Genomic DNA, 26,483 nt, shown 5'->3' with positions numbered 1-26,483 from the left:
GGCGCCCGCTCGCAGGTACTTCAGTGGTGGTGTGCTGTTCGGATCTCGCGTCGAGGCCCGCACCCGCAGTGGTTCAGTGTTCGTGGGTGGCGGTGGTGGCCAGGGTGAAGGCGGCGGTGCGGACGGTGTCGGCGTGCTTGAAATCGAGGAAGAGGCGGTAGGTGCCGGGGCCGGGAACCACTGTGTGGAAGGTGATTTCGGGGCCGGGCGCGGTGACTCCGTCACCGGGTTCGCCGTTCGGGTGGACGTGGACGTAGGCGAGGTCGCCCGCGCGCAGCACCACGAGGTGCCCGAATGCCGCGAGATAGGGCTGCAGGTCGGTGACCGGCTCGCCGTTCTTGCGTACGGTGAGGGTGAGGAGCCGGCCCGCACCGGGAACCAGCTCTCCGTCCAGTGCAACCTCGTATCCGTCCACCGCGTAGGTGCGAGCTGCCTCCGGTGTGGGCTGCGGCGCGTAGTCACCCGCGACCGCGAGATCCGCGCCCAGCGTGATCGTCCGCCCGAGTGCTCGCGGTGCGATATCGGTGAACACCCGATATGCCCCCGCCGCAGGCAGATTCAGCCGCACCGACCAGGTGCCGTCAGCGGCGCGTTCGGGGTGCACATGCCAGAATCCGGTCAGCTCCCGCTGTGCGACGATCAGATGCAGTTCCCTGTCGTGGATTGATGTGTACTCGGTGACTGCGAGCCCGTCGGGCCCGACAATCCGGAACCGGAAGTCGATCTCACCCGCCTGCACGATCGTGTGCGCCAATGCCAATGTGTACCCATCCTGGGTGATCTGCAGCCCGCCGGGGCCTGCCGCCGCGTGGGCGCTGTGATCCCCATGGTCCGCGTGACCTGCGTGGTCCGCGTGAGTTCCGTGCTGGGTGGTCTGGTCGCCGGTCGCCGCCGCGACATGCGCCGTATGAGCGGCGTGGTTGCCGTGACCTGCGTGGGTGTCGTGACCCGTGTGAGCGCCGGAAGTCGCGCGTGTCGAATGGTCGCCAGTGTCCTCGTGGTCGACGGGCGTGGTGGGCTGTGCGGTGTTCGCCTGAGTGCTCATTACTCGGCCTCTCTGATCTGCTCTTCGTTCCGGCAGAATCGAAATTATACCCCATGGGGGTATCTGGCAAGGCTGGCCGCTGTGAGGTGGCTCACGTGGGTACTGCATCGTCGGCCACGCGGGTCGCGCCATCGCTCAGTGGTTGGCGCAACGGTAGGTCCATGAGGGCAAGTGGCGAGGGCGGTCACGCTTAGCGGCTGCTGAGGCGGGACCGCTCATCATGTAGCGCTGGTGGTTTCATATCCGGGACCGGTTCCCGGCGTTGTCGCGGGTAGAGCCGGCGCGGTTTTCCGCCTGCGCACGATCCTCGCTCGCTGCTCGCCGACGGAAGGAGGGCGCGGCGCGCGGCTATCGGCGTTCGTGCACCGCCACATTCGACTCGCCGGCACCTAGGCATCACCTGACGAGAATCACCATGTGAGATGTCCAGCGAGTGTGGTCGTCACTCCGACTGCTCACCGGCTACCAGCCAGATGGCGCGGAGCGGGCGCATGCCCTCCTCGACGGTAGTCGGCGATAGGGCGTTTGCCGCCTTCGAGGTACCACTGTTCGAGGGCGGCGAAGTAGCCGAAGACCAGGGCATTGGTGGCCACACGGGCCTGTGTCTCGGTCAGCTGTCCGGTCGACTTCATCCGCGCCCGTCGGCGAAGCCGCTCGCGGCGCACATCCCGATCGAGCCGGACCACGTAGGTCGCGCGACTGCGGCCTACATCCACCTCATATAACCCGCTTTTCCCGGATTGGAAGCGCACAGTGTTCACCACACCGCTGCTGTTGATCGCCGCCACCCTGAGTTTCCGCATGCTCGGCGTCGTCGGCGTCCGCCGGTTCGCTACCTGGCGAGTGTCTTTCGCGCACGGACTGGCCGTGATGCTCATCGTCACCGGCATCGCCCATTTCATCCCCGACACCGTCGACGCGATGCCGAGCGATGACGATCTGGTTGCCATGGTTCCGGCGTCGTTCCCTTTCCGGACGTCATGGTCTACCTGACCGGTGTACTGGAATGCTCGGCGCGGTCGGTCTGGTCGTGACCGGTGCCCGACGGCACTGCGGCCTCGGTCTCGCTGCACTGTTCGTTCTGATGTTCCCGGCGAACATCCACGCAGCGATCTCGGATATTCCGTTGAACGGAGATCCGGCCACTCCCCTGTGGTTCCGGATCCCCGAGCAGGTCGCGTTGTCGCGGTTGCCCTGTGGGCATCAGGGTCGACAATCACGAACCGTCGCGCCCCGGCCGGCCGTCGGCGTGACGCGACCGTCGAGGTGTCACGGCCCATGTCCGGCGTCCGGTGACTTCGGCCCCGCGGCGCTGCCGGGGCGCTCGCACTGGCCGTGTACATCACTCGTACGCCGAGTTCGTACTTGCGGGCGAGAACATGGTGCCGGCGGTCGATGTCGGTGTCGGCGAGCTCTGGTTTCAGGCCGAGAGGGTCAGCGTGGACGCGGAGGTGGCGTCGTAGCGGTCCCATACGATGTCGGCGAGGGCGGGGTGCGCGCCGATGACCTCGGCATGGACGAGTTCCGGTGCGCTGTCCGCCAGTCGGTCGGTAAGCAGGCCTGGGGCCAGGAACCAGGGGACTACCAGGACATGGTCCGCCCCGCGGGACCACAGACGCGAAACCGCTTCGGTGACACCGGGTTCGGTTGTGGCGAAGCAGATCTCGGTGCGCCACCCCGTCACAGCGGCCAGCCGTTGCGCGACCAGCGCCGTCCGGCCATTGGCAGCCCCCGACGACGACCCCACTGCGGCCACCGCAATTCCGATCCGCTCGAGTGGCTGTGTGCGGGTGCGGAGTGGCACACCATGGCGGGTGTCTCTCGCGATATGCCGCAGCCATGTGCCACGCACCGAGTGACCCTCCGCGAGGTGCGGGGCGCTGGCGGGGCGGCACGCGAGGGCTTCCAGCGCTCGGTCGTGGAGGGCGGTGACCAGGCGAGGGTCGGGGCCCAGGACGTCGGCCTGGGTGAGCTGTAGGCGTGGATGGCGAGTGCGGGCGGTGTCCAGCAGGCCGGGTAGGTCGATTCGGGCGTGGAAGGCGTTGCCGAGCAACAGGGGTGCGACCACGGCATGGGTGTGGCCGTCGGCCACGACGGCATCGACGACCTGCTCGACCGAAGGTGTGCTCAGGTCGAGAAACGCCAGCCGCACGTCGACGTCCGGACGTGTGGCGGCGATCAGCGCGACGACATCGGACATGGTTGCGGCCGAGCGCGGGTCGCGGCTGCCGTGGGCAACGGCGATCAGTGCCGGTCGCGGTGCCGCCGTCCACGCGGATAACGGGAAGGCTACTGCTTTCGCACCGGGCCGAGCCGACGTGCAGAGATCGGCGTGGGGCGCCGACGGGTGGGCCTCAGCGGACCATGTCGGTGTCGGCCCAGCGAGTGCGGTGTCGGCCGAGGATGCTGCGGCGGCCCGGGGTGGCGTGCGCCCGATCGGTTCGCAAGTGCCGAGGGCTGTGGCGGTATGCGTCGATGCGGGAACGCCGACCGCAGGGTGAGGCGTGGCAGCGGTCCGCGCCTGCGCGGAGTCGAAAAGAGCTGGCGCGGACCGCATATCAGACCCCGGTGCCGACCTCGACCGCCGACAGCACGTCGCCGACCAGGCCTGCGGCCAGGGTGTTGCCGCCTGCGGGGTCGATGAGCAGGAAGCTGCCGGTGTGCCGGTTCACGCGGTAGTCGTCGGCCGCGACGGGCTCGGCAACGCGCACGGAGATGCGGCCGATGTCGTTGAGTTCCAGCGCCTCCGGGTTCGGGTCCGCGATCAGGCGCTGCTCGTCGAACCGCTCCAGCAGGGCGACGACGATGGCCTGGGTGGTGCGGGTGCCGTGCTTGAGCAGCAGCCGGGCGCCGGGGCGCAGCGGCCGGTCGCCCAACCAGCACACGGTCGCATCGAAGACGTCGATCGGCTCGGGGGCGTCGGCAACCGAGGCGATGATGTCGCCGCGGGAAATGTCCACGTTGTCGGCGAGGATCAGCGTGACGCTGCGCCCGGTCTGTGCCACCGCGAGCTCGCCATCGGGGGTGTCGACCCGCTCGACCGTGGAACGGATACCCGAAGGCAGCACCACGATTTCGTCGCCGGGAGCGACCGAACCCGCCGCGATCTGGCCGGCGTAACCGCGGTAGTCGGGGTACTCGGCGGTGCGCGGCCGGATCACGTACTGCACGGGGAAGCGCAGCCCGAGCGCGTGCGCACCCGAGCTGTCGGCATCCACCGGCACCGACTCCAGATGCTCGATCAGCGAAGGTCCGTCGTAGTACGGGGTGTTCGCCGAGCGGGTGGCGATATTGTCGCCGTTCAGCGCGGACACCGGGATCTCCTGCACGTCCTCGCTCGCCCACCCGAGCGTGCTGGTGAGTCGATTGAACTCGGCAGAGATCTCGGCGAACACGGTCGCGGCGTCGTCGACCAGGTCGATCTTGTTCACCGCGAGCACCAGCTTGGGCACGCCGAGCAGTGCGAGCACCGCGGCGTGGCGACGGGTCTGCTCGATGACACCCTTGCGGGCATCCACGAGCAGGATCACCAGCTGCGCGGTGGACGCGCCCGACACGGTATTGCGGGTGTACTGCACATGCCCCGGGGTGTCCGCGAGCACGAAAGACCGCTGTGGTGTAGCGAAGTAGCGGTAGGCGACATCGATCGTGATGCCTTGCTCGCGCTCGGCCCGCAGCCCGTCGACGAGCAGCGAAAGATCGGGAGTGGCCAGACCTTTGTCCACCGACGCGCGGGTGACGGCGTCGATCTGATCGGCGAGCACGGACTTCGTGTCGTAGAGCAGGCGTCCGACCAGAGTGGACTTGCCGTCGTCGACAGAACCGGCGGTGGCCAGCCTCAATAGGTCGGACATATCAGAAATAACCCTCTCGCTTGCGGTCTTCCATCGCGGCTTCCGACACTCGGTCGTCACCGCGGGTCGCACCGCGTTCGGTCAATCGGGAGGCGGCCACCTCGGCGAGGATCGCCGCGTTGTCGGCCGCCTCGGAAAGAATCGCGCCGGTGCTGGATCCGTCACCGACAGTGCGGTAGCGCACCGAACGGGTCTCCAGCACTTCGCCCTCGCGTGGGCCGCCCCACACGCCGGGCGTCATCCACATGCCGTCGCGCTGGTACACCGGGCGCTCGTGGGTGTAGTAGATGCTCGCCAGGTCGATGTTCTCGCGGGCGATGTAGCGCCAGATGTCGAGCTCGGTCCAGTTGCTCAGCGGGAACACCCGCACGTGCTCGCCGGGTGCGTGCCGCCCGTTGTACAGGTTCCACAGCTCGGGACGCTGCCGTTTGGGATCCCACTGTCCGAAGGCATTGCGCAGCGAGAAGATTCGCTCCTTGGCACGGGAGCGTTCCTCGTCGCGGCGGCCGCCGCCGAATACCGCGTCGAAGCGGTGCTCGGCGATGCCGTCCAGCAGCGGGACGGTCTGCAATGGGTTGCGGATGCCATCGGGTCGCTCGGTCAGCCGTCCGTCGGCGAGATAGTCCTCGACCTTCGCGACGTGCAACCGCAGACCGTACTTCTCGACGATCTTGTCGCGGAATTCCAGCACCTCCGGCAGATTGTGCCCGGTGTCCACGTGCAGCAGCGCGAACGGCAGCGGCGCAGGCCAGAAGGCCTTCAGCGCCAGGTGCAGCAGCACCGTCGAGTCCTTGCCGCCGGAGAACAGGATCACCGGCCGCTCGAATTCGCCTGCCACCTCACGGAAGATATGGATCGACTCGGATTCGAGCGCCGCGAGAGTGTCGAATTCGGTAATGCCAAGGGCACGTTCGGTGGTGTTCGATGATTCGTTCACAAATTCACCCACGATGGTTTCGGTCATGACTGATGCAACCCGCATTCGGTCTTGGCGAGGCCGGCCCAGCGGCCGCTTCGCGGATCGGAACCCGGCTCCGGCTTCCGTGTGCACGGAGCGCAGCCGATAGACGGATATCCCTCTTCCACCAGGGGATTGACGAGGATGCCGTGCTGCTCGATGTAGGCCTGCATCTCGTCGTCGGACCAGGCGGCGATCGGATTGATCTTCACCAGGCCGAACGCCTCGTCGAACGAGATGAGCGGCGCGTTGGCCCGAGTCGGTGCTTCCACCCGGCGGATGCCGGTGACCCAGGCGTTGTAGCCGCCGAGCGATTTTTTCAGCGGCACCACCTTGCGCAGCCGGCAGCACTCACCGGGATCGCGCGCGAACAGATCCTTGCCGAGCAGCTGATCCTGTTCGGTCACCGAATGCTCGGGCCGCGCATTGATCACGTTCACGCCGTACACGGCCTCGACCGCGTCCCGGGTGCCGATGGTTTCGGCGAAGTGGTAGCCGGTGTCGAGGAACAACACATCGACACCCGAACGGACCTGCGCGGCAAGGTGAACCAGCACACCGTCCTGCATGTTCGAGGCGACGATGTAACCGGCGCGATCGCCGTGGGCTCCGTTGGACCCGGTGCCGAAGTTGTCCTCGGTCCAGCGCAGCAGTTCCACGGCCGAAGCGCCGTCGAGCTCCGCGGCGCCGCGCTCGGCGATCACCCGCAGCTCGTCCTCGGACAGCTTGCCCGCCAACTGTGTTGTCATGTCAGATCTCCCGTACCGAGCCGTCGCACAGCTCTGCTCGATCGCCGCTGTTCGCCACGCTCATCACTTCAGGTCGGCCTCGTCGGCGCGAACCGCCCACTGCGCGAACCGTTCGCCGTCCTCGCGGTGCTTGATGAAATTGCGCACCACTCGCTCGATGTAGTCACCGAGTTCATCGCTGGTCACCTTGTGCTGGCGCAGCTTGCGCCCGAAAGCGCTGTCGAATCCGAGGCTGCCACCCAGGTGAACCTGGAAGCCCTCGACATGATTCCCGCTGCCGTCATCGACGAGTTGGCCCTTGAACCCGATGTCGGCGATCTGCGAGCGCGCACACGAGTTCGGGCAGCCGTTGATGTTGATGGTCACCGGAACATCCAGCTGCGCATTGAGATCCGCGAGCCGGTCCTCGAGCTCGGGAACGAGCACTTGGGACCGCTTGCGGGTCTCGGCGAAGGAGAGCTTGCAGAACTCGATGCCCGAGCAGGCCATCAGGTTGCGCCGCCACAGTGACGGGCGAGCCTGCAGGCCGAGGGGCGCCAGCTCGTCGATGAGTTCGTCGACCTTGTCGTCGGCGACGTCGAGCACGATCAGCTTCTGGTACGGCGTGAACCGGATCCGATCCGAGCCGACCTTGGCCGCGGCGTCGGCGACCTTGGTCAGGATCGTGCCCGACACCCGGCCCGCGATAGGGGAGAAGCCGATGGCGTTGAGCCCATTGCGCAGCTTCTGCACGCCGACGTGGTCGATCGGCTTGGTCGGCTGCTGCGGCGCCGGACCGTCGATCAGCTTGCGCTTCAGGTACTCGTCCTCGAGCACCTGGCGGAACTTCTCGATGCCCCAGTCCTTGATGAGGAACTTCAGTCTGGCCTTGGTGCGCAGCCTGCGGTAGCCGTAGTCGCGGTACAGCGAGACAACGGCCTCCCACACATCCGGCACCTCGTCGAGCGGCACCCATGCGCCGACGCGCTGGGCCAGCATCGGGTTGGTCGAGAGGCCGCCGCCGACCCAGAGGTCGAGACCCGGTCCGTGTTCGGGGTGGTTCACGCCGATGAAGGCGATGTCGTTGATCTCGTGCACCACGTCCTGCTGGCCCGAGATCGCGGACTTGAACTTGCGCGGCAGGTTGGAGTACTCCGGCTTGCCGATGTAGCGGCGCACGATCTCGTCGATCGCGGGTGTCGGGTCGATGATCTCGTTCAGCGATTCACCGGCCAGCGGGGAGCCGAGCACCACACGCGGGCAGTCGCCGCACGCCTCGGTGGTCTGCAGCCCGACCGCCTCGATCCGCTTCCAGATCTCGGGGACGTTCTCCACCTCGATCCAGTGGTATTGGACGTTCTCGCGGTCGGACAGGTCGGCGGTGTCGCGGCCGAACTCGGTGGAGATCTGGCCGAGGGTGCGCAGCTGCTCGACAGTGAGCGCGCCCGCATCGCAGCGGATGCGCATCATGAAGTACTTGGCCTCGAGAATGTCGATGTTCTCGTCGCCGGTCCAGCTGCCGTCGTAGCCCTGCTCGCGCTGGGTGTAGAGACCCCACCAGCGGAACCGGCCGCGCAGATCGCCTTTATCGATGCTGTCGAAGCCTTGTTTCGAGTAGATGTTCTCGATCCTGGCGCGGACGTTGAGCGGATTGTCGTCTTTCTTGGACTGCTCGTTCGGGTTCAGCGGCTCGCGGTAGCCCAGCGCCCACTGGCCCTCCGCCTTCCGGCGAACGGGCTTATCGGTGCGGGCGCGCTGGGCCGCACCGGCCTCGGCGCGTGGCCGGTCCGGCCGCACGCGTCGCTCGGAGGCCGGTCGGTCCGGGCGAGTGTGATGCCCGGGCCGGGACTCCGGCGAAGGCTGATCGGTCGGACCGGCGTCGGTGCTCGACGTCATGGGGTCGCTCCTGCGGGGTGGGTGAACATCCGTGCTGAGGGCGCGAGGGGCTGAGCTCACGCCTGTGGTGTCAGCGGGCCGATGTCATGAAATCGGAAGATCGCCGGGGAGACCCGGGAATGCGCGCCGCTGAACTACCGGGGACAACCGGGCAGACAGCAGGCGCTACAGACGCGCTTGAAGTCGACGTGGCGACGTGCCACAAGTCGTACTCCAGATCCGCGCATGCGCCTATTGTGCCATGTCAGGGTAGACGTTCCGACCGTGCGGCCATATTTCCCGCAGATTCGAGGGAAATTCCCTGGACCAATGGCGGCAACTGTGATGGCTGTCATAGTTCGCGACACGAATGTGGGCGGTGATATGCCCGATGGGCCTGGTGTGAACTGTCACACGTTCGTTGATCTGAAGCGCTGCTCACCGCATACCAGAACGCCGTGGTCGCTGATTCCTGACGCCCGCCCGTCGACACCCGGTGTGTGGCCGCACGTGTCTATCTCGTCCTCTTACCGGTGCCCGTAAGCGGTGGCGGATTCGATGAAGGGCGCGGGTCAGGGTGACAGGCACGGCCGCTCGGGCTGCCCGGGAGTGAGGGCCGAGTGGGCGGCGTTCACACTGGTGGGGTGAGTTCTGCTGCTACCGCGACCGATGCCGAGACCGCTGGCCTCGTGCTGCGTGATTTCGGGGGCGGGGCGTTCGGGATCTATGTGCACGTGCCGTTCTGCGCGACACGGTGCGGGTACTGCGACTTCAACACCTACACGGCGGGGGAGCTCGGTACATCGGCGTCGCCGCAATCCTGGCTGGAGGCGCTACGCGGTGAACTCGCCACGGCGGCCGAGCAGTTTGCCGCGCTGCCGACAGCGATTCCGGAGGTGGCCACCCTCTTCGTCGGCGGCGGGACACCCTCGCTGCTCGGCGGCGACGGGCTCGCCGCGGTCCTCGACGCCGTGCGGGCGAACTTCACCCTGGAGTCCGATGCCGAGGTGACCACCGAGTCGAACCCGGAGTCGACCTCGCTCGAATTCTTCGAGCGGATCCGCGCAGCCGGGTTCACCAGAGTGTCGCTCGGCATGCAGTCGGCGGCGCAGCACGTGCTGAAGGTGTTGGACCGCACCCACACTCCCGGCCGGGCCGTGGCCGCGGCCAGGGAAGCGCGCGCGGCCGGGTTCGACCACGTCAACCTCGACCTGATCTACGGCACCCCCGGCGAGCGCGACGGCGACCTCGACGCCAGCCTGGACGCGGTGCTCAGCGCAGGCGTCGACCACGTCTCGGCGTATTCGCTCATTGTCGAGGACGGCACCGCCCTCGCCCGCCGCGTCCGCCGCGGCGAACTGCCCGCTCCCGACGACGATGTGCTCGCCGCCCGCTACGAACGTATCGACGCGCGACTGAGCGCCGCCGGACTCACCTGGTACGAGGTATCCAATTGGGCCGCAGGCGATTCCGCGCGCTGTAGACACAATCTCGGCTATTGGGACGGCGGTGACTGGCTCGGCGCCGGCCCCGGCGCGCACAGCCACGTCGGCGGTGTCCGATGGTGGAACGTGAAGCATCCGGCGCGATATGCCGATCGGGTCGCGCTCGGCGGTCTGCCCGCCGCGGGCTGGGAGGAACTGACCGACGCGGAGCGCCACACCGAACGCGTCATGCTGGCCGTCCGGCTGCGCAGCGGACTGCCGCTGGCCGAACTGAACGCGGCGGAAACCGCGGCGGCCGACCGCGTTGTCGCCGACCGCCTCGCCCTCCGTTCGGACGATCATCTGGTGCTGACCGATCGCGGTCGCCTGCTCGCCGACGGTGTGGTGCGGACACTGCTGGACTGAGCCGGGCCGTCGCTGTTCGCCAGCGGCGCCGCGCCGTTACCCGGCGTCGGAATCCCTTGCCGCCGTGGGCATCGGGCGGTGCCTTCGCGCGCATTGGACAGCGGTCGCGGCGCGTCCTAGGGTGGCCGCAGTCGAGGGCGGGGCACATCGATGGAACCGAACGGCGTCGAGTTACGTCGAATCCCATGACTGAAGGTTGAGAAATCCCGCGGCGCCCGGGTGGCCGCCGCGAGAGTTAGGGAGGTAGGCAGTGTTCGGTACCGATTCCGGCCAGATATCGACCAGCTGGCGCACGTCCGGGGTGGTGCGGCGATGACATCTCCTGCGACCGCGATATCGATCGATCCGGACGAAGTACGCAGCCACGCCGAGAAGGTCAAGACGCTGCTGGAAAGCATGACCGCGGCGCTCGAAGCCGCGAGCTATATCGGGGCCGCCGATGACGGCTTCGGCGAGATACCGCGCCCGTTCGTCAAGATGGTGATCGACGACAACCAGCAGAACGCGGTCGAGGCCATCCGCAAGCTGGCGGGGGAGGTCGCCGAGTTGCCGGACAAGCTCGCCACCGTCGCCAGCACGGTCGAGGACTACGACAAGGCATTCAAGCAGGATCTCGACGAGTTGCGAGAGACAATTGGCGAAAAGGGTGGGAAATGACCGGCATCGGCGAATGGCTCAACGAGAACACGCCGGGATTCGACGACCAGGCGGCGCCGGAGAACAACAAGCTCATAGAAAGCGGCACCGACTACCGCGACGAGTACTTCCAGGAAACGCTCTTCCCGTTCCATAACATCGGCCTGAAGAAGGACGACAAGGGAGTCCTCGAGGTCCTCGGGGGCACCATCGCCGGTGATGCCTGGACGGCGTACTCGGATCTGCGGTCGGCGAAGATCGCAGACGCGGTGTTCGGCGCCATCGGGGTCGGCCTCGATATCGAGGAGGCCGTCACCGACCCGTTCGGCTTCGTCGGCTCGCAGATCGCCGGGTGGATGCTCGAACATCTCGATGTGTACCGCAAGACCCTCGACGCGTTGGCGGGCAGTCCCGGTATGGTCGAGGCGTACTCGAAAACGTGGAACAACATCGCGGGCGAACTGGTGAAGGTCAGCGGCGACTGGAAGACCGGGCTGGACAAGGACATCGCCACGTGGACCGGAGCCAGTGGTGACGCCTACCGCGCCAAGGCCACGGAACTCATCGACCACACCAGTGCGGCAGGCGGGGTGGCCGCGAGCATGGGCGAGACCATGAATCAGACGGCCGCCATCGTCAAAGCGGTCCGCACTCTGGTCGGTGACATCATCGCCAGCTTGGTCGGTGCGCTGATCGCCTACACCATCGAACTCGCCTGTACCCTCGGCGGCGCGACACCGGCCGTCATCGCTCAGGTGATGGGCCGTTTCGCCAGGGACGGATTCAAGATCGCGACCTTGCTCACTCAGATGGGTACGGCCTTCAAGGACTTGGCAGGCTTCGCCAAGGTGATCGGTGACGCCATCGTGAAACTCCTGACGCCCAGTGAGAATGCGCAGCAGCAGCCAGCGCCTGCTTAGTGACAGCATCTCCCCGGATATGTCTGCGCGGCGGACTGATTCGGTGTTGTGCGCGAGTCGGCGACTTCCGGCCCGTCGGATAGTCGTGCGGTGATCGACCCGTTCCGCGATCGGCATCCGGCATGGTGGCGGCCGATCACTGCCCCATGACTGTTGTGGCGTGCGCACTGCATGGTCGGGGTGGTGCGGGGCCATCAGTTGCTCGCGCGTTGGAGGCCGTGCCGCCATCAACCTGACCGAGCGCCTGGCGCTGCCCCATATGTTGCCGGTCGCGGGCGTGTTGCGATGGTTGCACTATCACGGTTCGGTCAACCCGCGTAGGCTCCGAAGTAACCCAAGGAGTCTTATGCCCCCGGCACGACACATCACTCTGATTCACGAACAAAGCGACTTCGCTGAGGCGCGGGCCGCGGAGAAAGCAGAAACCGCGCGACAGAGCGCGATCGCGGCCAGGACGGTCGCCAGCCATTCCGAGAACGCCGAGGATTGCGTATCCCTCCTGGCGATGCTCGGTCTCGATGCCCTCGCCGGCAAGCTCGCCAGGGTCGCCACCAGCCCTGAGCTGTAGTTCTACCCTCGCCGCGAACGGGACACGGTCGAGGCTGATGTCCCGTTCTACGCGGAATGGTCATGCACGCTGTCTTCCAGCGCTGTCCGGCGCCATTAGTGGTCTGTAGCCGGCGCGGGAGCACCGTGCGGATTGCGATGGGTCGCGCAAATGCCATCGGCGCGCGTCCTTCGCGATCGATCCGGTGCCCGTTGTCAGCGCGCGCTCTAGTTCAGCGCGTGCCTGATCGAACCGCTGGTTGATGATCCACTAGTGGACTTTCCGGCCGGCGGCGGCCCGCCCCGCGCAGGTCGCGGCAGGAGTCCGCTTCCAGTCGACGCGCGGAAGACCGCTGGGCATCCAGGATGCTGGTTGCACTGTGGTGATGACGAGATCCCGCCGATCGCGGCGGGGGCGCGAAATCGGCGCGGCTACCGCTCAACGGTCGGCCGCAGACCTATCCTGATGCGCCGCACGGATTGTGTGGAGACTTCGAGAAGACCCCTTCTTCAATGCCGTCCTGCTCGACTTCATCAAGAACGGATAGGTAGGGACTGATGACTATGACTCGTAGCGTGCGCGCCTGCCTGCTCGCGCTGACTCTCGCTCTGACGCCCATCATGGCGGCCGCGCCCGCGACCGCCGCACCTCAGCCGACGATCGTGCTGGTGCACGGCGCGTTCGCCGACGCGACGAGCTGGGACGGTGTCGCGGCTGTGCTGCGCGCCGATGGCTACCGGGTGGTGACACCGGAAAACCCGCTGCGCGGCCCGGCCAACGATGCCGCCGCCGTGCAGCGGACGCTGGATACCATCTCGGGACCTGTTGTGCTCGTCGGGCATTCGTACGGCGGGTTCGTCATCAGCAACGTGCACGACCCCAAGGTCGAATCGCTGGTCTACATCGCGGCCTTCGCTCCGGTGCAATCGGAGATCGCCCAAGCCGCGCTGGACCCGATCCGCTTCCCCGGCAGCCGACTGCTGCCGCCGGCGCTGCAGGTCGCGGTCGTCGACGACCCCAAAGGCGTCGCGGGCAAGAACATCGACGGATACGTCGCGCCCGACAGCTTCCACGAGGTCTTCGCCCAAGACGTCAGCGACGCGACCGCTGCCGACATGATCGCCCACCAGCGTTCGATCGCCATCATCGCGAACCTCGAACCGTCGGGTGCGCCGTCCTGGGCGTCGACGCCGAGCTGGTATCTGGTCTCCGGCGGCGATCGCGTCATTCCACCTGCTTCCCAACGGTTCATGGCCAACCGCATGGGCGCGCAGACCAGCGAAGTCGACGCATCTCACGCGTCCTTGGTCTCCCGCCCCGCCGAAGTGGCGGCCTTGGTCGAAACCGCCGCGCACTGATCCGGCGCACCAGTGGCACGCCACCGCGGTGCTCGCGGCGGTGTGCCACTGCGCGTCAATTCGTGAGGATGGCGGTGATGGCGAGCAGGATGCACATCAGGACGATGGCCCACACGATGAGGAACCACGTCCTACCCGGCGATCTCGGCTGCTGTGGAGCGAGTGCTCCGTTCAGGATCGGCACCATTGGCCCGCGGTAGTGGGTGCTTGTGCGGTGACCTTCTGCTACCGGGATCATCGCGTCTGCGAAACCGAAGTCGCTCCCCATCGGGCGGACGCCCAACAGCATGGCTCTGATTGATTTACGCAAGTACACCCGCACGTGATACAAGCCGGGTGGGACAGGGATATACGTAGTGCCCCAGCGTGTTTCGGGAACTACCTGCCCGTTGACCAGAATCGTCGGCCCCGTGAGTGCGAGTAGGTACGCGTACGGGAAGGTCCACGGGAAGTACGAGGTCTCCACCACGATCCCGGTCTGGCCGGGCTCCGGCTGATACTGCGGGATCGGCGACTGTGGGGTTGCGCCATGTGGAATGACGAAGTCGACGGGCAAGAGGGTGTTCTGATACGTCGGCGCCGCGCCTGCTCGATACCGAGGGTCGTCGGCAGGGGGCTGATGTTGCTGGACTGTGAGCTGGTGGTGCGGGTATTGCTGCTGTGCCGGGTGCTGCTGGTGCGGCTGCGTGTACGGCTGATGCGGCTGCGGACCTGGCCTGTTGGGTTGCCAGTTCTGTTGTCCACCAAGGGGATTGCTCATAGCCAGACCTTTGTCTCGAATTCGGTTGTGTCAGTGGCGATCGGGCCTGCCGTGCCTGCGGTGTCGGCTGTGGGCCGCGCGTGGTTCTTCGTCGAGTCTCCAGAGACCTGGAGACGGCGATGCCGCCGTCGAGGCGCGGATCAGCCTCGCAGGCCCGGAGACGGCTTCGATGAGCCGCGCAGTGTCCCGGTTATTGCGCCGCCGGTTGCCATCGCAGCGCCGGCGTCGCCTGCGTGGGATATGGACAGCTTTGGTAAGCCGGCGGTCGGTTTGCGGTCGACGTTCGACCACGTGCATGGCGCAAGCCAGGAACCCCCCTGCTGATCATCGTGTCTCCGAACGATGTCGGGCACGCTATCAGCCGTACGGCTTCCGTCGAAAGACGATTCGTCGCCGGCGACCGCTGAAGGACGGTGCGTCGACCGAGCTCGACCGGTATCCCAGATGCGTCAACGAGCGGTCGGCGGCCTGGCAATTAGACTGGGTAAAGAGCGAACCGGAATTCCGGCCGTGCCAATCAGTGCGGGGCGTACCCGTGGACGAAGCGAGGAGGTGGGGTCGATGTCGAGCACCGAGGATCGGCGCTTCGAGGTCCTGCGCGCGATCGTCGCGGATTATGTCGCGACCAAGGAGCCGATCGGGTCGAAGACCCTGGTGGAACGGCACAACCTGGGTGTGTCCAGCGCCACGGTCCGCAACGATATGGCGGTACTGGAGGCCGAGGGCTACATTACGCAGCCGCACACCAGTTCGGGCCGCATTCCCACCGACAAGGGCTACCGGCAGTTCGTCGACCGGATCTCCGAGGTGAAGCCGCTGTCGGGAGCCGAGCGCAGGGCAATCATGGACTTCCTCGAATCGGGGGTCGACCTCGACGACGTGCTGCGCCGTGGTGTGCGCCTGCTGGCGCAGCTGACCAGGCAGGTCGCGGTGGTGCAGTATCCGACGGTGTCCGCGTCCACGGTGCGCCACATCGAGGTCGTCGCGTTGAATCCGGCCCGGCTGCTGCTTGTCGTGATCACCGACACCGGTCGCGTCGACCAGCGCCTGGTGGAACTCGGCGCGCTCATCGGTGACGACGACCTGGCCGCATTGCGTGGCATGCTCGGCGGCGCGATGGACGGCAAGCGGCTGGCCGTGGCCTCGGCGGCGGTTGCCGAACTGCCCGAGCGGGCTCCGCAGCGATTGCGCGATGTGTTGGTGCGCGTGTCGACCGTGCTGGTCGAGACGCTGGTGGAGCATCCGGAGGAACGCCTGGTTCTCGGCGGCACCGCCAACCTGACCCGCAATGCCGCCGACTTCGGCTTCCCCGGCTCGTTGCGCGCGGTGCTGGAGGCACTCGAAGAGCAGGTGATCGTGCTCAAGCTGCTGGCCGCCGCGCAGCACCCCGGTACCGTGACGGTGCGCATCGGTGAGGAGACCCAGGTCGAGCAGATGCGTGGGACCTCGGTAGTGTCGACCGGCTACGGTGCGGCGGGCGCGGTGCTCGGCGGTATGGGTGTACTCGGTCCGACACGTATGGACTACCCAGGAACGATCGCCTCGGTCGCGGCCGTTGCCCGGTATATCGGTGAGGTGCTCGCCGAGCGCTGAAGAGGAGCGGCGTCCGCTGACGTCGCTGCTACCCTCGAACTTTCGGCCGGATAAAGTTGAGTGCATCCGACTAATGCTGTTGCGACCAAGGACTAGAGAACTCAAGTGGCACGGGACTACTACGGACTGCTCGGTGTTGCGAAGAACGCGACCGACCAGGAAATCAAACGCGCCTACCGCAAGCTGGCGCGCGAACTGCATCCCGACGTCAACCCCGACGAGGTAGCGCAGGCCAAGTTCAAGGAAGTGTCTGCGGCCTACGAGGTGCTGTCGGACGCCGAGAAGCGGCGCATCGTCGACATGGGCGGTGACCCGCTCGAATCCGGTGGCGGCGCAGGCTACTCCGGCGCCGGTTTCGGTGGTCTCGGCGACGTGTTCGAGGCGTTCTTCGGTGGCATGAGCGGCACCGGCGCCACCCGCAAGCCTCGCGGCCGCGTGCAGCCCGGCGCCGACTCCCTGCTGCGCACCAGGTTGAGCCTGGCCGAATGCGCGGTCGGTGTCACCAAGCACCTGACGGTCGACACTGCGATCCTGTGTGATGTGTGCACCGGTTCGGGCACCAACGGCAATTCCAAGCCGGTGCGCTGCGAAACCTGTGGTGGAGCGGGTGAAGTGCAGTCGGTCCAGCGCTCGTTCCTCGGTCAGGTGCTGACCTCGCGTCCGTGCCCGACCTGTCGCGGTGCGGGCGAGACGATCCCCGACCCGTGCCACAAGTGTGGCGGCGATGGCCGAGTACGGGCGCGGCGCGAAATCGCCGCGCCGATTCCGGCCGGTGTCGCCAACGGCATGCGGGTGCGGTTGGCCGCGCAGGGTGAGGTCGGGCCCGGCGGTGGGCATGCGGGTGATCTGTATGTGGAGATCGTCGAGCAGCCGCACGATGTCTTCGTCCGCGACGGCGACGACCTGCACTGCACCATTCGGCTCCCGATGGTCGACGCCGCGCTCGGAACCACTGTGGTCATCGACACCATCCTGGACGGCCCCACCGAGCTCACCATCCCGGCAGGCACCCAGCCCGGCGAGATCTCGGTGCTGCGCGGCCACGGGATGCCCCGCCTGCGTTCCGGCGCGCGCGGTGACCTGCTCGCGCACCTGGACATCGTGGTGCCGACCAAGCTCGACGCCAAACAGACCGACCTGCTGCGCAAGTACAAGGGCACCCGGGAACGGGACCGCGCCGAGGTGATGTCGGCCCAGTCCGAGCACAACAGCGGCCTGTTCGCCCGGTTGCGGGCGTCCTTCAGCGGGCGATAGTCGTTGGCCGCCACGGTCTTCTATCTCGACGACATTCCGGAGCCCGGCTCCATCGCGGTCCTCGACGGCCCGGAAGGACGGCACGCCGCGACGGTGCGCCGGACCCGGGTCGGCGAGCCGATCACTCTCTCGGATGGTCGCGGTCTGCTGGCCGAAACGGAAGTCGTCGCGGCGCAGAAAGATCGATTGGAGCTGATGGTCCACAACCGCGTGCTCGCCGCATCGGCGACACCGCGGGTTACCGTCGTGCAGGCGCTGCCGAAGTCGGACCGCTCGGAGCTGGCCGTCGAGCTGATGACCGAGGCAGGCGCCGACGCGATCATTCCGTGGCAGGCATCTCGCTGTATCGCCAATTGGGAAGGCAAGGCGGGTAAGGCCGTCGACAAGTGGCGCGCCGCCGCTCGCGCCGCCGCCCGCCAATCCCGTCGCGCCTACATCCCCGTGGTCGCCGACCTGTACCGCACTCGTGATCTCTTCGAGGCGATCCGCAAAGTCGTGGACTCGGGCGGAATAGTGGTGGCACTGCACGAATCCGGCACGGCCCGCTTCGTCGAGTTACCCTTCACCGAGGCCGCCGAGGTCATGCTGATCGTCGGCCCCGAAGGCGGCCTCGACGACTCCGAACTCACAGCATTCGCCGACGCCGGAGCCGCGGTGACCCTGCTCGGCCCCACCGTCCTGCGCACCTCGACCGCCGCCGCCGTAGCCCTCGGCGCCCTCGGCGCCCTAACTTCGCGCTGGTAGCTCCGGTGCGGTGGCGAGGTGGCGGGGTACCTGCTGTGAGCAGGTCGCCAAGGTGCACAACAGGACCGCGGCGAGGGTGATGAGGGCGGCGACGCAAGCGGCCAGGCCGATCCACCCGGCGCCGGCGTAGGCGATGCCTGCCGCGCCGCCGATGATCGCGCTGCCGAGGTAGTAGGAGAACAGGTAGAGCGATGATGCCGCGCCGCGGTTCTCGGTCGCCATGCTGCCGACCCAGGCGCTCGCCACGGTGTGCGCGCCGAAAAATCCTGCGGTGCAGAGTAATACGCCGAAGATGACGGCGGTCAGGTGGTTGGGGACCGTCAGTGCCAGCCCGAGGCCCATGGTGGCCACCGAGGTGGCGAGCACCCGGCGTCTACCGAGGCGATCGGCCAGTCTTCCAGCGGCCGCCGAGGCTGCGGTACCGGCCAGATACAGCAGGAACACCGATCCTGACACGGTGGCGGGCAAGTCGAACGGCGGCTCGGTCAGGCGGTAGCCGAGGAAGTTGTAGACCGAGACGAACGCGCCCATCAGGACGAAGGCGATGCCGAAGAGGGCAAGCAGGCCGGGGTTGCGCAGGGGAGTGCCGAGATCGTTCAGGACGGTGCGGACTCCGGCGGGTCGGGCCTGGAAGCCGCGGGATTCCGGCAGGCCGCGCACGAACCAGACAGCGCATGCCGCGGCCACCACCGCGACGGCAGCTTCGGCCCAGCGCCAGGAGGCCAGGTCGAGGGTGACTGCGGGAATCAGCCGACCCGCCAATCCGCCGATCGAGGTCCCCGCGACGTAGATGCCCATGGCGGCGCCGAGTCCCTCGGCGCCGACCTCCTCGGCCAGATAGGCCATCGCGACCGCGGGCACTCCGGCCAGCGCGACACCCTGTAGCGCACGCCCGGCCAGCAGCACATCGAGCGACGGACTGAACGCGAGCAGCAGTCCGATGACGGCCGAGGCGACCGCGGAGCCGATCATCACCCTGGTCCGGCCGATCCGGGACGAGAGTGCGCTCACCGGCACGATGGCCAGTGCAAGGAACCCGGTAGTCAGCGAAACCGCAAGCGCCGCACGGCCGGGCGTGGCGCCGAACGCGCTGGACAGGCTCGGCAATAACGCCTGAGCGCTGTACATCGACGCGAAGGTGGTCAGCCCCGCGGCGAAGAGTGCGGTGGCGATCCGGCGCTCGTGCGTGGCGACACCGGGTAGTGCGCTTGTGGTCATGGCTCCTCCTGGCCTTCCAGGATTGCCATCCACCTATATGAAGGGAAATGAATAATAATTGGTGTGTTAATGCACCAGGTGCATATAAGGAGGACCGGCCGTGCTGGGTGACGATCTGGAGTGGTTCACGACACTCGCCGAATTGGAACGGGTAGGCGCTGCCGCCGAGCGACTGCACATCGCCCAACCCACGCTGTCGCGGATGCTCGGCCGACTGGAACGCAGGCTGGGTGTGGAACTATTCGACCGGAACGGAAAACGCATCGCGCTCAACGATTTCGGTCGGATCTACTATGAGCACGCGCGCCGCGCACGCGCCGAACTGGATGCCGCTGCATATGCCATTGCCGATCTGGCCAATCCGGCCAAAGGTGTTGTGCGACTTTCCTTTCTGCACTCTTTCGGCGGCTGGTTGGTGCCCCGGCTCGTCGGTGGCTTCCGCCGCGGTTCCGGTCGTATCACCGTCGCCCTGCACCAGGCGCCCGCCGAAGTGGTGACCGCACAGGTGCTCGACGGCGCAGCCGATCTCGGCATCGTCTCTCCGCGGCCGACCGCGGCCGGAATCGGCTGGCGCAGCCTGCTGCATCAACCGCTGGTGCTGGCCGTGCCCGCAGACCACCGGTTGGCCGGGCGGCGGCAGATTCGGCTCGCCGACGTCGCCGACGCGGAATTCATCACGATGCATCCCGGCTTCGGAATGCGCCGGATCTTCGACGAATTGTGCGCCGCGGCGGATGTCCGTCCCCGCATCGCATTCGAATCGAGCGATCTCGTCACCGTCGCGGGTTTGGTGGCGGCCGGCCTCGGTGTCGCGGTGGTTCCGCTCGAAGATCCGGCCCCGCTGCCGGGGTTGGTCACGCTGCCACTGGCCGACGCGGGTTCGGCAAGGGATGTCGGGTTGATCTGGTCGGCAGCGGGTCCGTCCTCGGACGCAGTGCGACGGTTCCGTGATTTCGCCGAGGATTGGGCGATGCGCAGACGGGGAATCCAGTTACCGCGGCGGTAATCGGGTGCCCTGCGGTAGCGACTTATTCACTGTGTGTTGTCAGTGGGGCGCGTTAAACTTTCATCATCAAGGCAGTCGAGACCGGAAAGCAGGCTGTAGCCACTTTTGAGAACACAAGGCGAGATCGGCGACCCATCCACACCCACGGCAGGCATCGGTGCCGGTGACAACGGTACGGGTCCCGCAGCACGGACCGTGCGTTCCAGCATCGAACTCGCTCCAGAATCCGTGTTCCCGTTCCTCGGTTCGGCTGATCAGAACCTACGTGAACTCGAGCGGCTGCTGGATGCGGACATCCATGTACGCGGCAACTCCGTGACTCTCACCGGCAAGGCGGCCGATGTCGCGCTCGCCGAGCGGGTCATCGAACAGCTCGTCGCGCTGACCGGGCGTAATCGAGTGGTGACACCGGAGGCGGTCCGGCACACCTTCTCGATGCTCACCGAGGGTGCCTCGGAGTCGCCCGCGGAGGTGTTGAGCCTGGACATCCTGTCCCGGCGCGGCAAGACCATTCGGCCCAAGACGCTCAACCAGAAGCGCTACGTCGATGCGATCGACGCCAACACCATCGTGTTCGGCATCGGTCCCGCGGGCACCGGTAAGACGTATCTGGCGATGGCCAAGGCCGTGCAGGCATTGCAGACCAAGCAGGTCACCCGGATCATCCTCACCCGTCCCGCGGTGGAGGCGGGCGAGCGCCTCGGCTTCCTGCCCGGCACGCTCAACGAGAAGATCGACCCGTACCTGCGCCCGCTCTACGACGCGCTGCACGACATGATGGATCCGGAGGCCATTCCGAAGCTGATGGCGGCCGGTGTCATCGAGGTTGCCCCGCTGGCCTACATGCGTGGTCGTACCCTTAATGATGCATTCATCATTCTGGATGAGGCGCAGAACACCACCGCCGAGCAGATGAAGATGTTCCTCACCCGCCTCGGCTTCGGCTCGAAGATTGTGGTGACCGGTGACGTCACCCAGGTCGACCTGCCGGGCGGCGCCCGGTCCGGCCTGCGGATGGCCAGCGAAATCCTCACCGAGATCGACGACATCCACTTCGCCACGCTCACCAGCAGCGACGTGGTGCGACACCGGCTGGTCGCGGACATCGTGGACGCCTACGGCCGGTTCGAGGAAGAGAACAGGCCACAGGTCGCGCCGCACTATGCGGGCAACCGGGCGCAGCGCCGCGCCGCGGGCCGCAACGATCGGCGATAGTCGACGCAGGAAGGCCGACGCTACCTCGATGAGGCGGCGTCGGCCTTTCGTGTCTCACGGCGATTTCGATGCGCCACGCGGCCTCCGGTCCGACGGCACAACCGCCGGGCCGTAGTCTTATCGGGTGAGTATCGAGATCGCCAACGAATCGGGTATGGACGTGCCCGAAGAAGACCTCGTCAGTGTCGCGCGCTTTGCCATCGCTCAGATGGACGTGCATCCGGCGGCCGAGCTGTCGATGGTGCTCGTCGATCTCGACACCATGGCGGACCTGCACATGCGCTGGATGGACCTCCCCGGTCCGACCGACGTGATGTCGTTCCCGATGGACGAGCTGGAGCCGGGCGGACGGCCCGACAGCCCCGAACCCGGCCCCTCGATGCTCGGCGACATCGTGTTGTGCCCGGAGTTCGCGGCGGGCCAGGCGCGCAAGGCGGGCCATTCGCTCGACCACGAACTGGCGCTGCTCACGGTGCACGGCGTGCTCCACCTCCTCGGCTACGACCATGCCGAGCCTGAGGAGGAGAAAGAGATGTTCGCGCTGCAGGCCAGGCTGCTCGAAGAGTGGTACGAGAGCCTGCGTGAGGAACAGCGCCGCGCCGAACTCGCCGCCCGCGACGCCAGGTTGCTGGGGAAGGCGGGTTTCACTACACCGGGTGACGCGCTGGGCCCCGCGTGAATTCGCTGACCCTCATCTTGTCGGCAGTCCTGCTGGTCCCGGTGGGCGGCGTGTTCGCTGCCGTGGATGCGGCATTGAATACCATCTCACCCGCTCGTCTCGACGATATGGTCCGCATCGAACGGGCCGGCGCCGTCCGGCTGAGCCGGATCGTGTCCGACCGGCCTCGGTACGTGAATCTCCTTGTGCTGCTGCGCATCCTGTCTGAGATCAGTGCGACAGTGCTGCTCGCGGCGGCGCTGATCCCGCTCTGGGACGACGATTGGGCGCTGCTGTTCACCGCCGCTGTGATGGTGCTCGTCGACTATGTCGTGATCGGGGTCGGCCCACGCACCCTCGGTCGCCAGCACGCCTACTCCATTGCCTTGGCGGCCGCGGTGCCCTTGCAGTTCATCGGCGCGCTGCTCGGCCCGGTGAGCAGGCTGCTGATTCTGATCGGTAACGCGATCACGCCGGGTAAGGGATTTCGCAACGGGCCCTTCGCTTCCGAGATCGAACTGCGCGAGGTGGTCGAGATGGCCTCCGAGCGCGGTGTGGTGGCCGACGACGAGCGCAGGATGATCCAGTCGGTCTTCGAACTCGGCGACACCCCGGCTCGCGCGGTCATGGTGCCGCGCACCGAGATGGTCTGGATCGAGGCCGATAAGACCGCGGCCCAAGCGATGTCGCTCGCGGTGCGCAGTGGGCACTCCCGGATTCCGGTGGTCGGCGAGAACGTCGACGATATTCTGGGCGTCGTCTATCTGAAAGACCTTGTGCCGTACGCGGATCGGAGCAGGAAGGTGTACGTGCGCGAGGTGATGCGCACGGCGGTCTTCATGCCCGACTCCAAGCCGCTCGACAGCCTGCTCGACGAGATGCAGCGCAGGCGCAACCATATGGCGCTGCTGATCGACGAATACGGCGGTATCGCCGGGTTGGTGACCATCGAGGACGTGCTGGAGGAGATCGTCGGCGAGATCGCCGACGAGTACGACACCGATGAGACTCCGCCCATCGAAGATCTCGGCGACGGCCGGTACCGGGTGTCGGCCCGCCTGTCGGTGGACGACCTCGCCGAGATTTACGGCATGGAGATCGAGGAGGAGGACGTCGACACCGTCGGCGGCCTGCTCGCGCACGCGCTCGGCAGGGTGCCGCTGCCCGGTTCGAAGGTCGTCGTACACGGCCTGATGCTGTGCGGTGAAGGCGGCCCGGATGCCCGCGGCAGGGTGCGGGTGAACACCATCGTGGTGCGCAGGGCACTCGAGAAAACACGCAGCGACAAAGCCGAGTCCGAGAAATCGAACGGCAAACGCAGAGCCAATGGATCGGAGCGGGAGACCGTGCCCGATCGAGACCAGGATGGAGACAGCGATGACTGAATTGGATGCCGAGGACGCCAAACTCGTGGTTCTCGCGCGAGGCGCGTTGGGCCGCACCGGTGGTGGCGCGGGCGCGGCGATCCGTGATACCGACGGCCGGACTTACGCGGCGGGCGAGGTTGCACTGGAGGCGCTGCGTTTGACCGCGCTGCAGGCCGCGGTGGCCGCCGCGATCTCCAGCGGTGCCGAGGGGTTCGAGGCGGCGGTGGTTGTCGGCGGTCGGTTCTCCGACGCCGGAGTCTCGGCGGTTCGGGAAGTGTCCGCCGAGGCGCGGATCGTCTTCACCGATCGTGACGGCGCGGTTTTCGACATCGTCGACGACGCTGCGGCCACCGAGGTGCATGGTGGCTGAATTCCGTTCCGGTTTCGTCTGTTTCGTCGGTCGACCGAATACCGGCAAGTCGACGCTGACCAATGCGTTGGTCGGTTCGAAGATCGCGATCACCTCTTCGCGTCCGCAAACCACCAGGCACACCATCCGCGGCATCGTGCACCGCGAGCACGCCCAACTGATCCTGGTCGACACCCCCGGGCTGCACCGCCCGCGCACGCTACTCGGCCAGCGACTGAACGATCTGGTGCGCGACACCTATTCCGAGGTCGATGTCATCGCGCTGTGCATCCCGGCGGATGAGAAGATCGGCCCCGGCGACAAGTGGATCGTCGCGCAGATCAAGCAGATGGCGCCGAAAACCACCGTCCTCGGCGTGGTCACCAAGATCGACAAGGTGAGCCGCGACCAGGTCGCCGAGCAGTTGATGGCGCTCTCACAACTGCTCGGCCCGGACGCCGACGTGGTGCCGGTCTCGGCTGTCAAGGGTGAGCAGGTCGAAGTCCTGGTCGATGTTATCGCCTCGAAAATGCCCGAGGGCCCGGCTTTCTACCCTGACGGTGAACTCACCGACGAGCCGGAAGAAACCCTGATGGCCGAGCTCATTCGTGAGGCGGCGCTCGAGGGTGTCCGAGATGAACTGCCGCACTCGCTCGCCGTCGTCATCGAAGAGGTTCTCCCGCGCGAAGAGAACGAGGACATGCTCGATGTCCACGCGCTGCTCTACGTCGAACGTCCCAGCCAGAAGGCCATCGTCATCGGCAAGGGTGGCGCGCGTCTGAAGGAGGTGGGCACCAATGCCCGCCACCAGATCGAACACATCCTGGGCGTCCGCATCTACCTGCACCTGCATGTGAAGGTGGCCAAGGACTGGCAGCGCGATCCGAAGCAACTCGGCAAGCTCGGCTTCTGACGGCGTGGGCCGAGGTGATTCGAGAGGCTGAACGTGCTGCAGCACAGGGTGTTTCATAGTCTCGCGTCCGACACGTCGGTGACCCGGTGTAGACGAAACGGTCGCCCGGTGGCAGGGGCGCACGAGCGGGGTCACGATCGGTCGTGGCACGACCGCGGCGGTAGACCCCGCCGCGGTTGATCTACCACCAGGGGTCGGGTCGGTACCGGTCCCAGCGGAGCTCCGATTCCAGTTGGGCGGCAACGGAAACGAGCAATGGCTCCGAGTTGGCGGTGCCCATCAGCTGGGCGCCGACGGGCAGACCGGTGTCGGTGAAGCCTGCGGGGACATTCACGCTCGGCCAGCCGAGGACGTTCCACGGCCAGGTGTAGGGACAGGCCGCGGTGATGAGGTTGTTGGTGGCGTTCACCCCGATGCCGTCGATGTCTTCGGCGCGGGGTGGCGGGGTCGCGGTGGTCGGGGCCAGGACGACGTCGAAGTCGCGGAAGAAGCTGCCGATTTGTTTGTGCAGCAACGGTTCTGCCTGGCGAGCCGCGAACAGGGCAGGGCCGCTGAGCAATTGGCCGACGCGGATGTTGGCGCTGGTGCGCGGGTCGATGACAGCGCCGGGCATTTGCTCGTGCCGCGCCTTGATGCCCGCCATCGACCGTGGCAGGAAGGTCGCGCCGATCATGACGCCGTAGTTCAGGTCGGCGACGGTGACGGTGTGGCCCAGCCTGCGCAGCGCGGTGGCAATACCCTGGACCGCGGCCTCGACCTCGGGGTGCAGCGCAGTCCGGGTGGCGGTGAAAGGAATTCGTAGCGACAACGCGATCCGCAGCCGTCCGGGATCGTGGCCGATCGCGTCCGAGACCCGCAATGGGGCGGGGGTGTGCTTATCGCCGGCATGCGGGCCTGCGGCGAGGTCGAGCAGCAGTGCGGCATCGCCGACGGTCCGGGCCATCGGTCCGTTCACGGTGAGGCCGTGGAATGCCTCGGCCTCCGGCCAGGTGGAGATCCGGCCGCGTTGCGGCTTGATGCCGACGAGATTCGTCCATGAGGCGGGGATCCGAATCGAGCCCGCGCCGTCGGAACCCAGTGCGGCGGGCACCAATCCGGCGGCGACCGCGGCCGACGAACCACCGGAGGAGCCACCGGGTGTGTGTTCGGCGTGCCACGGATTGCGGGTGTGGCCGAAGGCCGCGCCGCTGGTGAAAGGTAACTGTCCGAGTTCGCAGGTGTTGGTCTTCCCGACGATCACGGCACCGGCCGCGCGCAGTCGCCGAACCGATTCGGCGTCTTCGGTTTTCGGCGCGAAGTCGCCACCGCAGCCGAATGCTGTCGGCATACCGGCGATATCGGTGTCGTCCTTCACCGCGATCGGCACACCGAGCAGCGGCAGGCGCTCGCCTGCGGCCAGTCGCCGATCCGCCTCGGCCGCTTCGGCGAGTGCCTCTGCGCGGCGCACGTGACGAAAGGCGTTGAGCGTCGTCTGGCTTGCTTCGATGCGATCGAGGACCGAACCCACTGCAGCGACGGAGCTGACGGTGCCCTTGGCGATCGCGGCCGCGAGGTCGGCAAGTCCGAGGTCGTCGGTCGGCAATTGGGTGGGGTCCGCTACGAACATGTGAGCTCCGTCTCCTCATTCTCTGCATA

The 26,483-nt window shown here is 66.9% G+C and carries 26 protein-coding genes; 15 read left to right on the top strand and 11 right to left on the bottom strand.

Features of this window, described 5'->3' with window-relative positions; translation table 11 throughout:
• Positions 1-73: 73 nt before the first annotated feature.
• Together AB0M74_RS22615 and AB0M74_RS22610 are read right to left on the bottom strand one after the other, a co-directional pair.
• Positions 74-1,045, bottom strand: coding sequence for a hypothetical protein (locus AB0M74_RS22615; protein ID WP_366528251.1), 972 nt, complete (start codon positions 1,043-1,045; stop codon positions 74-76).
• A gap of 455 nt (positions 1,046-1,500) precedes the next feature.
• Positions 1,501-1,806, bottom strand: a complete 306-nt coding sequence (locus tag AB0M74_RS22610; protein WP_366528250.1) for a hypothetical protein — start codon at positions 1,804-1,806, stop codon at positions 1,501-1,503.
• Between AB0M74_RS22610 and AB0M74_RS22605 the strand changes: the two genes are divergently transcribed.
• On the top strand, positions 1,799-2,038 hold the full coding sequence (locus AB0M74_RS22605) for a hypothetical protein (protein WP_366528249.1): 240 nt from the start codon (positions 1,799-1,801) through the stop codon (positions 2,036-2,038). The genes AB0M74_RS22610 and AB0M74_RS22605 overlap by 8 nt on opposite strands.
• Before the next feature lie 427 nt (positions 2,039-2,465).
• On the opposite strand, the gene AB0M74_RS22600 is transcribed toward AB0M74_RS22605, so the two are convergent.
• From AB0M74_RS22600 to AB0M74_RS22575, 6 genes are all read right to left on the bottom strand, one after another.
• The gene (locus AB0M74_RS22600) at positions 2,466-3,293 is read right to left on the bottom strand and encodes a sirohydrochlorin chelatase (RefSeq protein ID WP_366528322.1); all 828 of its coding nucleotides are present in this window, start codon (positions 3,291-3,293) and stop codon (positions 2,466-2,468) included.
• Between the two features lie 310 nt (positions 3,294-3,603).
• Positions 3,604-4,899 carry a GTP-binding protein gene (locus AB0M74_RS22595; protein ID WP_366528248.1) on the bottom strand — a complete coding sequence of 432 codons (1,296 nt, stop codon included), beginning with the start codon at positions 4,897-4,899 and terminating at the stop codon, positions 3,604-3,606.
• Between the two features lies 1 nt (position 4,900).
• Entirely contained in the window at positions 4,901-5,863 is a 963-nt protein-coding gene (gene cysD, locus AB0M74_RS22590; protein ID WP_366528247.1) for a sulfate adenylyltransferase subunit CysD, read from the bottom strand.
• Complete coding sequence (locus AB0M74_RS22585) at positions 5,860-6,606, bottom strand: phosphoadenylyl-sulfate reductase (protein WP_366528246.1); 747 nt, start codon at positions 6,604-6,606, stop codon at positions 5,860-5,862. Before AB0M74_RS22585 ends, cysD begins: the two co-directional genes overlap by 4 nt.
• A 63-nt stretch (positions 6,607-6,669) precedes the next feature.
• The gene (locus AB0M74_RS22580) at positions 6,670-8,481 is read right to left on the bottom strand and encodes a nitrite/sulfite reductase (protein ID WP_366528245.1); all 1,812 of its coding nucleotides are present in this window, start codon (positions 8,479-8,481) and stop codon (positions 6,670-6,672) included.
• Between the two features lie 134 nt (positions 8,482-8,615).
• Entirely contained in the window at positions 8,616-8,708 is a 93-nt protein-coding gene (locus tag AB0M74_RS22575) for an Ms4527A family Cys-rich leader peptide (protein ID WP_366528244.1), read from the bottom strand.
• A 441-nt stretch (positions 8,709-9,149) separates the two neighbouring features.
• On the opposite strand from AB0M74_RS22575, the gene hemW reads away from it, so the two are divergent.
• The 5 genes from hemW (at position 9,150) to AB0M74_RS22550 (ending at position 13,771) form a co-directional block, all read left to right on the top strand.
• Positions 9,150-10,310, top strand: a complete 1,161-nt coding sequence (gene hemW / locus AB0M74_RS22570; protein ID WP_366528321.1) for a radical SAM family heme chaperone HemW — start codon at positions 9,150-9,152, stop codon at positions 10,308-10,310.
• A gap of 312 nt (positions 10,311-10,622) precedes the next feature.
• Positions 10,623-10,967 carry a type VII secretion target gene (locus tag AB0M74_RS22565; RefSeq protein ID WP_366528243.1) on the top strand — a complete coding sequence of 115 codons (345 nt, stop codon included), beginning with the start codon at positions 10,623-10,625 and terminating at the stop codon, positions 10,965-10,967.
• On the top strand, positions 10,964-11,866 hold the full coding sequence (locus AB0M74_RS22560; protein WP_366528242.1) for a hypothetical protein: 903 nt from the start codon (positions 10,964-10,966) through the stop codon (positions 11,864-11,866). Before AB0M74_RS22565 ends, AB0M74_RS22560 begins: the two co-directional genes overlap by 4 nt.
• Before the next feature lie 346 nt (positions 11,867-12,212).
• Positions 12,213-12,434 carry a hypothetical protein gene (locus tag AB0M74_RS22555; RefSeq protein ID WP_366528241.1) on the top strand — a complete coding sequence of 74 codons (222 nt, stop codon included), beginning with the start codon at positions 12,213-12,215 and terminating at the stop codon, positions 12,432-12,434.
• 536 nt (positions 12,435-12,970) lie between these two features.
• On the top strand, positions 12,971-13,771 hold the full coding sequence (locus AB0M74_RS22550; protein WP_366528240.1) for an alpha/beta hydrolase: 801 nt from the start codon (positions 12,971-12,973) through the stop codon (positions 13,769-13,771).
• A gap of 55 nt (positions 13,772-13,826) precedes the next feature.
• Here the strand turns inward: AB0M74_RS22550 and AB0M74_RS22545 are convergent, their stop codons facing one another.
• Complete coding sequence (locus AB0M74_RS22545) at positions 13,827-14,531, bottom strand: hypothetical protein (protein WP_366528239.1); 705 nt, start codon at positions 14,529-14,531, stop codon at positions 13,827-13,829.
• A 561-nt stretch (positions 14,532-15,092) separates the two neighbouring features.
• Between AB0M74_RS22545 and hrcA the strand changes: the two genes are divergently transcribed.
• The 3 genes from hrcA (at position 15,093) to AB0M74_RS22530 (ending at position 18,122) form a co-directional block, all read left to right on the top strand.
• On the top strand, positions 15,093-16,124 hold the full coding sequence (hrcA, locus tag AB0M74_RS22540) for a heat-inducible transcriptional repressor HrcA (RefSeq protein WP_328410654.1): 1,032 nt from the start codon (positions 15,093-15,095) through the stop codon (positions 16,122-16,124).
• Between the two features lie 105 nt (positions 16,125-16,229).
• Positions 16,230-17,378, top strand: coding sequence for a molecular chaperone DnaJ (gene dnaJ, locus AB0M74_RS22535; RefSeq protein ID WP_366528238.1), 1,149 nt, complete (start codon positions 16,230-16,232; stop codon positions 17,376-17,378).
• Positions 17,379-17,381: 3 nt separating this feature from the next.
• Positions 17,382-18,122: a 16S rRNA (uracil(1498)-N(3))-methyltransferase gene (locus AB0M74_RS22530; RefSeq protein ID WP_366528237.1), complete on the top strand. Its 741-nt coding sequence runs from the start codon at positions 17,382-17,384 to the stop codon at positions 18,120-18,122.
• On the opposite strand, the gene AB0M74_RS22525 is transcribed toward AB0M74_RS22530, so the two are convergent.
• Positions 18,105-19,340 carry an MFS transporter gene (locus AB0M74_RS22525; RefSeq protein ID WP_366528236.1) on the bottom strand — a complete coding sequence of 412 codons (1,236 nt, stop codon included), beginning with the start codon at positions 19,338-19,340 and terminating at the stop codon, positions 18,105-18,107. The two genes, AB0M74_RS22530 and AB0M74_RS22525, sit on opposite strands and share 18 nt — an antisense overlap.
• A 100-nt stretch (positions 19,341-19,440) precedes the next feature.
• On the opposite strand from AB0M74_RS22525, the gene AB0M74_RS22520 reads away from it, so the two are divergent.
• The 6 genes from AB0M74_RS22520 (at position 19,441) to era (ending at position 24,848) form a co-directional block, all read left to right on the top strand.
• Positions 19,441-20,346 (top strand): LysR family transcriptional regulator, encoded by a 906-nt coding sequence (locus AB0M74_RS22520; protein WP_366528235.1) that lies wholly within the window; start codon positions 19,441-19,443, stop codon positions 20,344-20,346.
• A gap of 153 nt (positions 20,347-20,499) precedes the next feature.
• The gene (locus tag AB0M74_RS22515) at positions 20,500-21,561 is read left to right on the top strand and encodes a PhoH family protein (RefSeq protein WP_366528320.1); all 1,062 of its coding nucleotides are present in this window, start codon (positions 20,500-20,502) and stop codon (positions 21,559-21,561) included.
• A 124-nt stretch (positions 21,562-21,685) separates the two neighbouring features.
• Positions 21,686-22,240, top strand: coding sequence for an rRNA maturation RNase YbeY (ybeY, locus tag AB0M74_RS22510; protein ID WP_366528234.1), 555 nt, complete (start codon positions 21,686-21,688; stop codon positions 22,238-22,240).
• The gene (locus AB0M74_RS22505) at positions 22,237-23,604 is read left to right on the top strand and encodes a hemolysin family protein (RefSeq protein WP_366528233.1); all 1,368 of its coding nucleotides are present in this window, start codon (positions 22,237-22,239) and stop codon (positions 23,602-23,604) included. Before ybeY ends, AB0M74_RS22505 begins: the two co-directional genes overlap by 4 nt.
• Entirely contained in the window at positions 23,597-23,956 is a 360-nt protein-coding gene (locus tag AB0M74_RS22500; protein WP_366528232.1) for a cytidine deaminase, read from the top strand. The genes AB0M74_RS22505 and AB0M74_RS22500 overlap by 8 nt, the downstream gene beginning before the upstream one ends.
• Complete coding sequence (gene era, locus AB0M74_RS22495; RefSeq protein ID WP_366528231.1) at positions 23,946-24,848, top strand: GTPase Era; 903 nt, start codon at positions 23,946-23,948, stop codon at positions 24,846-24,848. Before AB0M74_RS22500 ends, era begins: the two co-directional genes overlap by 11 nt.
• A 181-nt stretch (positions 24,849-25,029) precedes the next feature.
• On the opposite strand, the gene AB0M74_RS22490 is transcribed toward era, so the two are convergent.
• Positions 25,030-26,454 (bottom strand): amidase, encoded by a 1,425-nt coding sequence (locus AB0M74_RS22490; protein ID WP_366528230.1) that lies wholly within the window; start codon positions 26,452-26,454, stop codon positions 25,030-25,032.
• Between the last annotated feature and the right edge of the window lie 29 nt (positions 26,455-26,483).

It is taken from the genome of Nocardia sp. NPDC051463 (assembly GCF_040681975.1).
In the GTDB taxonomy this organism is placed as follows: Bacteria; Actinomycetota; Actinomycetes; order Mycobacteriales; family Mycobacteriaceae; genus Nocardia.
This window is presented reverse-complemented; position numbering and strand designations above follow the sequence as displayed.

Coding starts and splice junctions, on each gene's coding strand:
- AB0M74_RS22575 (WP_366528244.1), bottom strand. CDS start 8,708: ATGCGCGGATCTGGAGTACGACTTGTGGCACGTCGCCACGTCGACTTC.
- AB0M74_RS22565 (WP_366528243.1), top strand. CDS start 10,623: ATGACATCTCCTGCGACCGCGATATCGATCGATCCGGACGAAGTACGC.
- cysD (WP_366528247.1), bottom strand. CDS start 5,863: ATGACCGAAACCATCGTGGGTGAATTTGTGAACGAATCATCGAACACC.
- era (WP_366528231.1), top strand. CDS start 23,946: ATGGTGGCTGAATTCCGTTCCGGTTTCGTCTGTTTCGTCGGTCGACCG.
- AB0M74_RS22585 (WP_366528246.1), bottom strand. CDS start 6,606: ATGACAACACAGTTGGCGGGCAAGCTGTCCGAGGACGAGCTGCGGGTG.
- AB0M74_RS22550 (WP_366528240.1), top strand. CDS start 12,971: ATGACTATGACTCGTAGCGTGCGCGCCTGCCTGCTCGCGCTGACTCTC.
- AB0M74_RS22525 (WP_366528236.1), bottom strand. CDS start 19,340: ATGACCACAAGCGCACTACCCGGTGTCGCCACGCACGAGCGCCGGATC.
- AB0M74_RS22580 (WP_366528245.1), bottom strand. CDS start 8,481: ATGACGTCGAGCACCGACGCCGGTCCGACCGATCAGCCTTCGCCGGAG.
- AB0M74_RS22615 (WP_366528251.1), bottom strand. CDS start 1,045: ATGAGCACTCAGGCGAACACCGCACAGCCCACCACGCCCGTCGACCAC.
- hrcA (WP_328410654.1), top strand. CDS start 15,093: ATGTCGAGCACCGAGGATCGGCGCTTCGAGGTCCTGCGCGCGATCGTC.
- AB0M74_RS22595 (WP_366528248.1), bottom strand. CDS start 4,899: ATGTCCGACCTATTGAGGCTGGCCACCGCCGGTTCTGTCGACGACGGC.
- AB0M74_RS22500 (WP_366528232.1), top strand. CDS start 23,597: ATGACTGAATTGGATGCCGAGGACGCCAAACTCGTGGTTCTCGCGCGA.
- AB0M74_RS22560 (WP_366528242.1), top strand. CDS start 10,964: ATGACCGGCATCGGCGAATGGCTCAACGAGAACACGCCGGGATTCGAC.
- AB0M74_RS22490 (WP_366528230.1), bottom strand. CDS start 26,454: ATGTTCGTAGCGGACCCCACCCAATTGCCGACCGACGACCTCGGACTT.
- AB0M74_RS22545 (WP_366528239.1), bottom strand. CDS start 14,531: ATGAGCAATCCCCTTGGTGGACAACAGAACTGGCAACCCAACAGGCCA.
- AB0M74_RS22555 (WP_366528241.1), top strand. CDS start 12,213: ATGCCCCCGGCACGACACATCACTCTGATTCACGAACAAAGCGACTTC.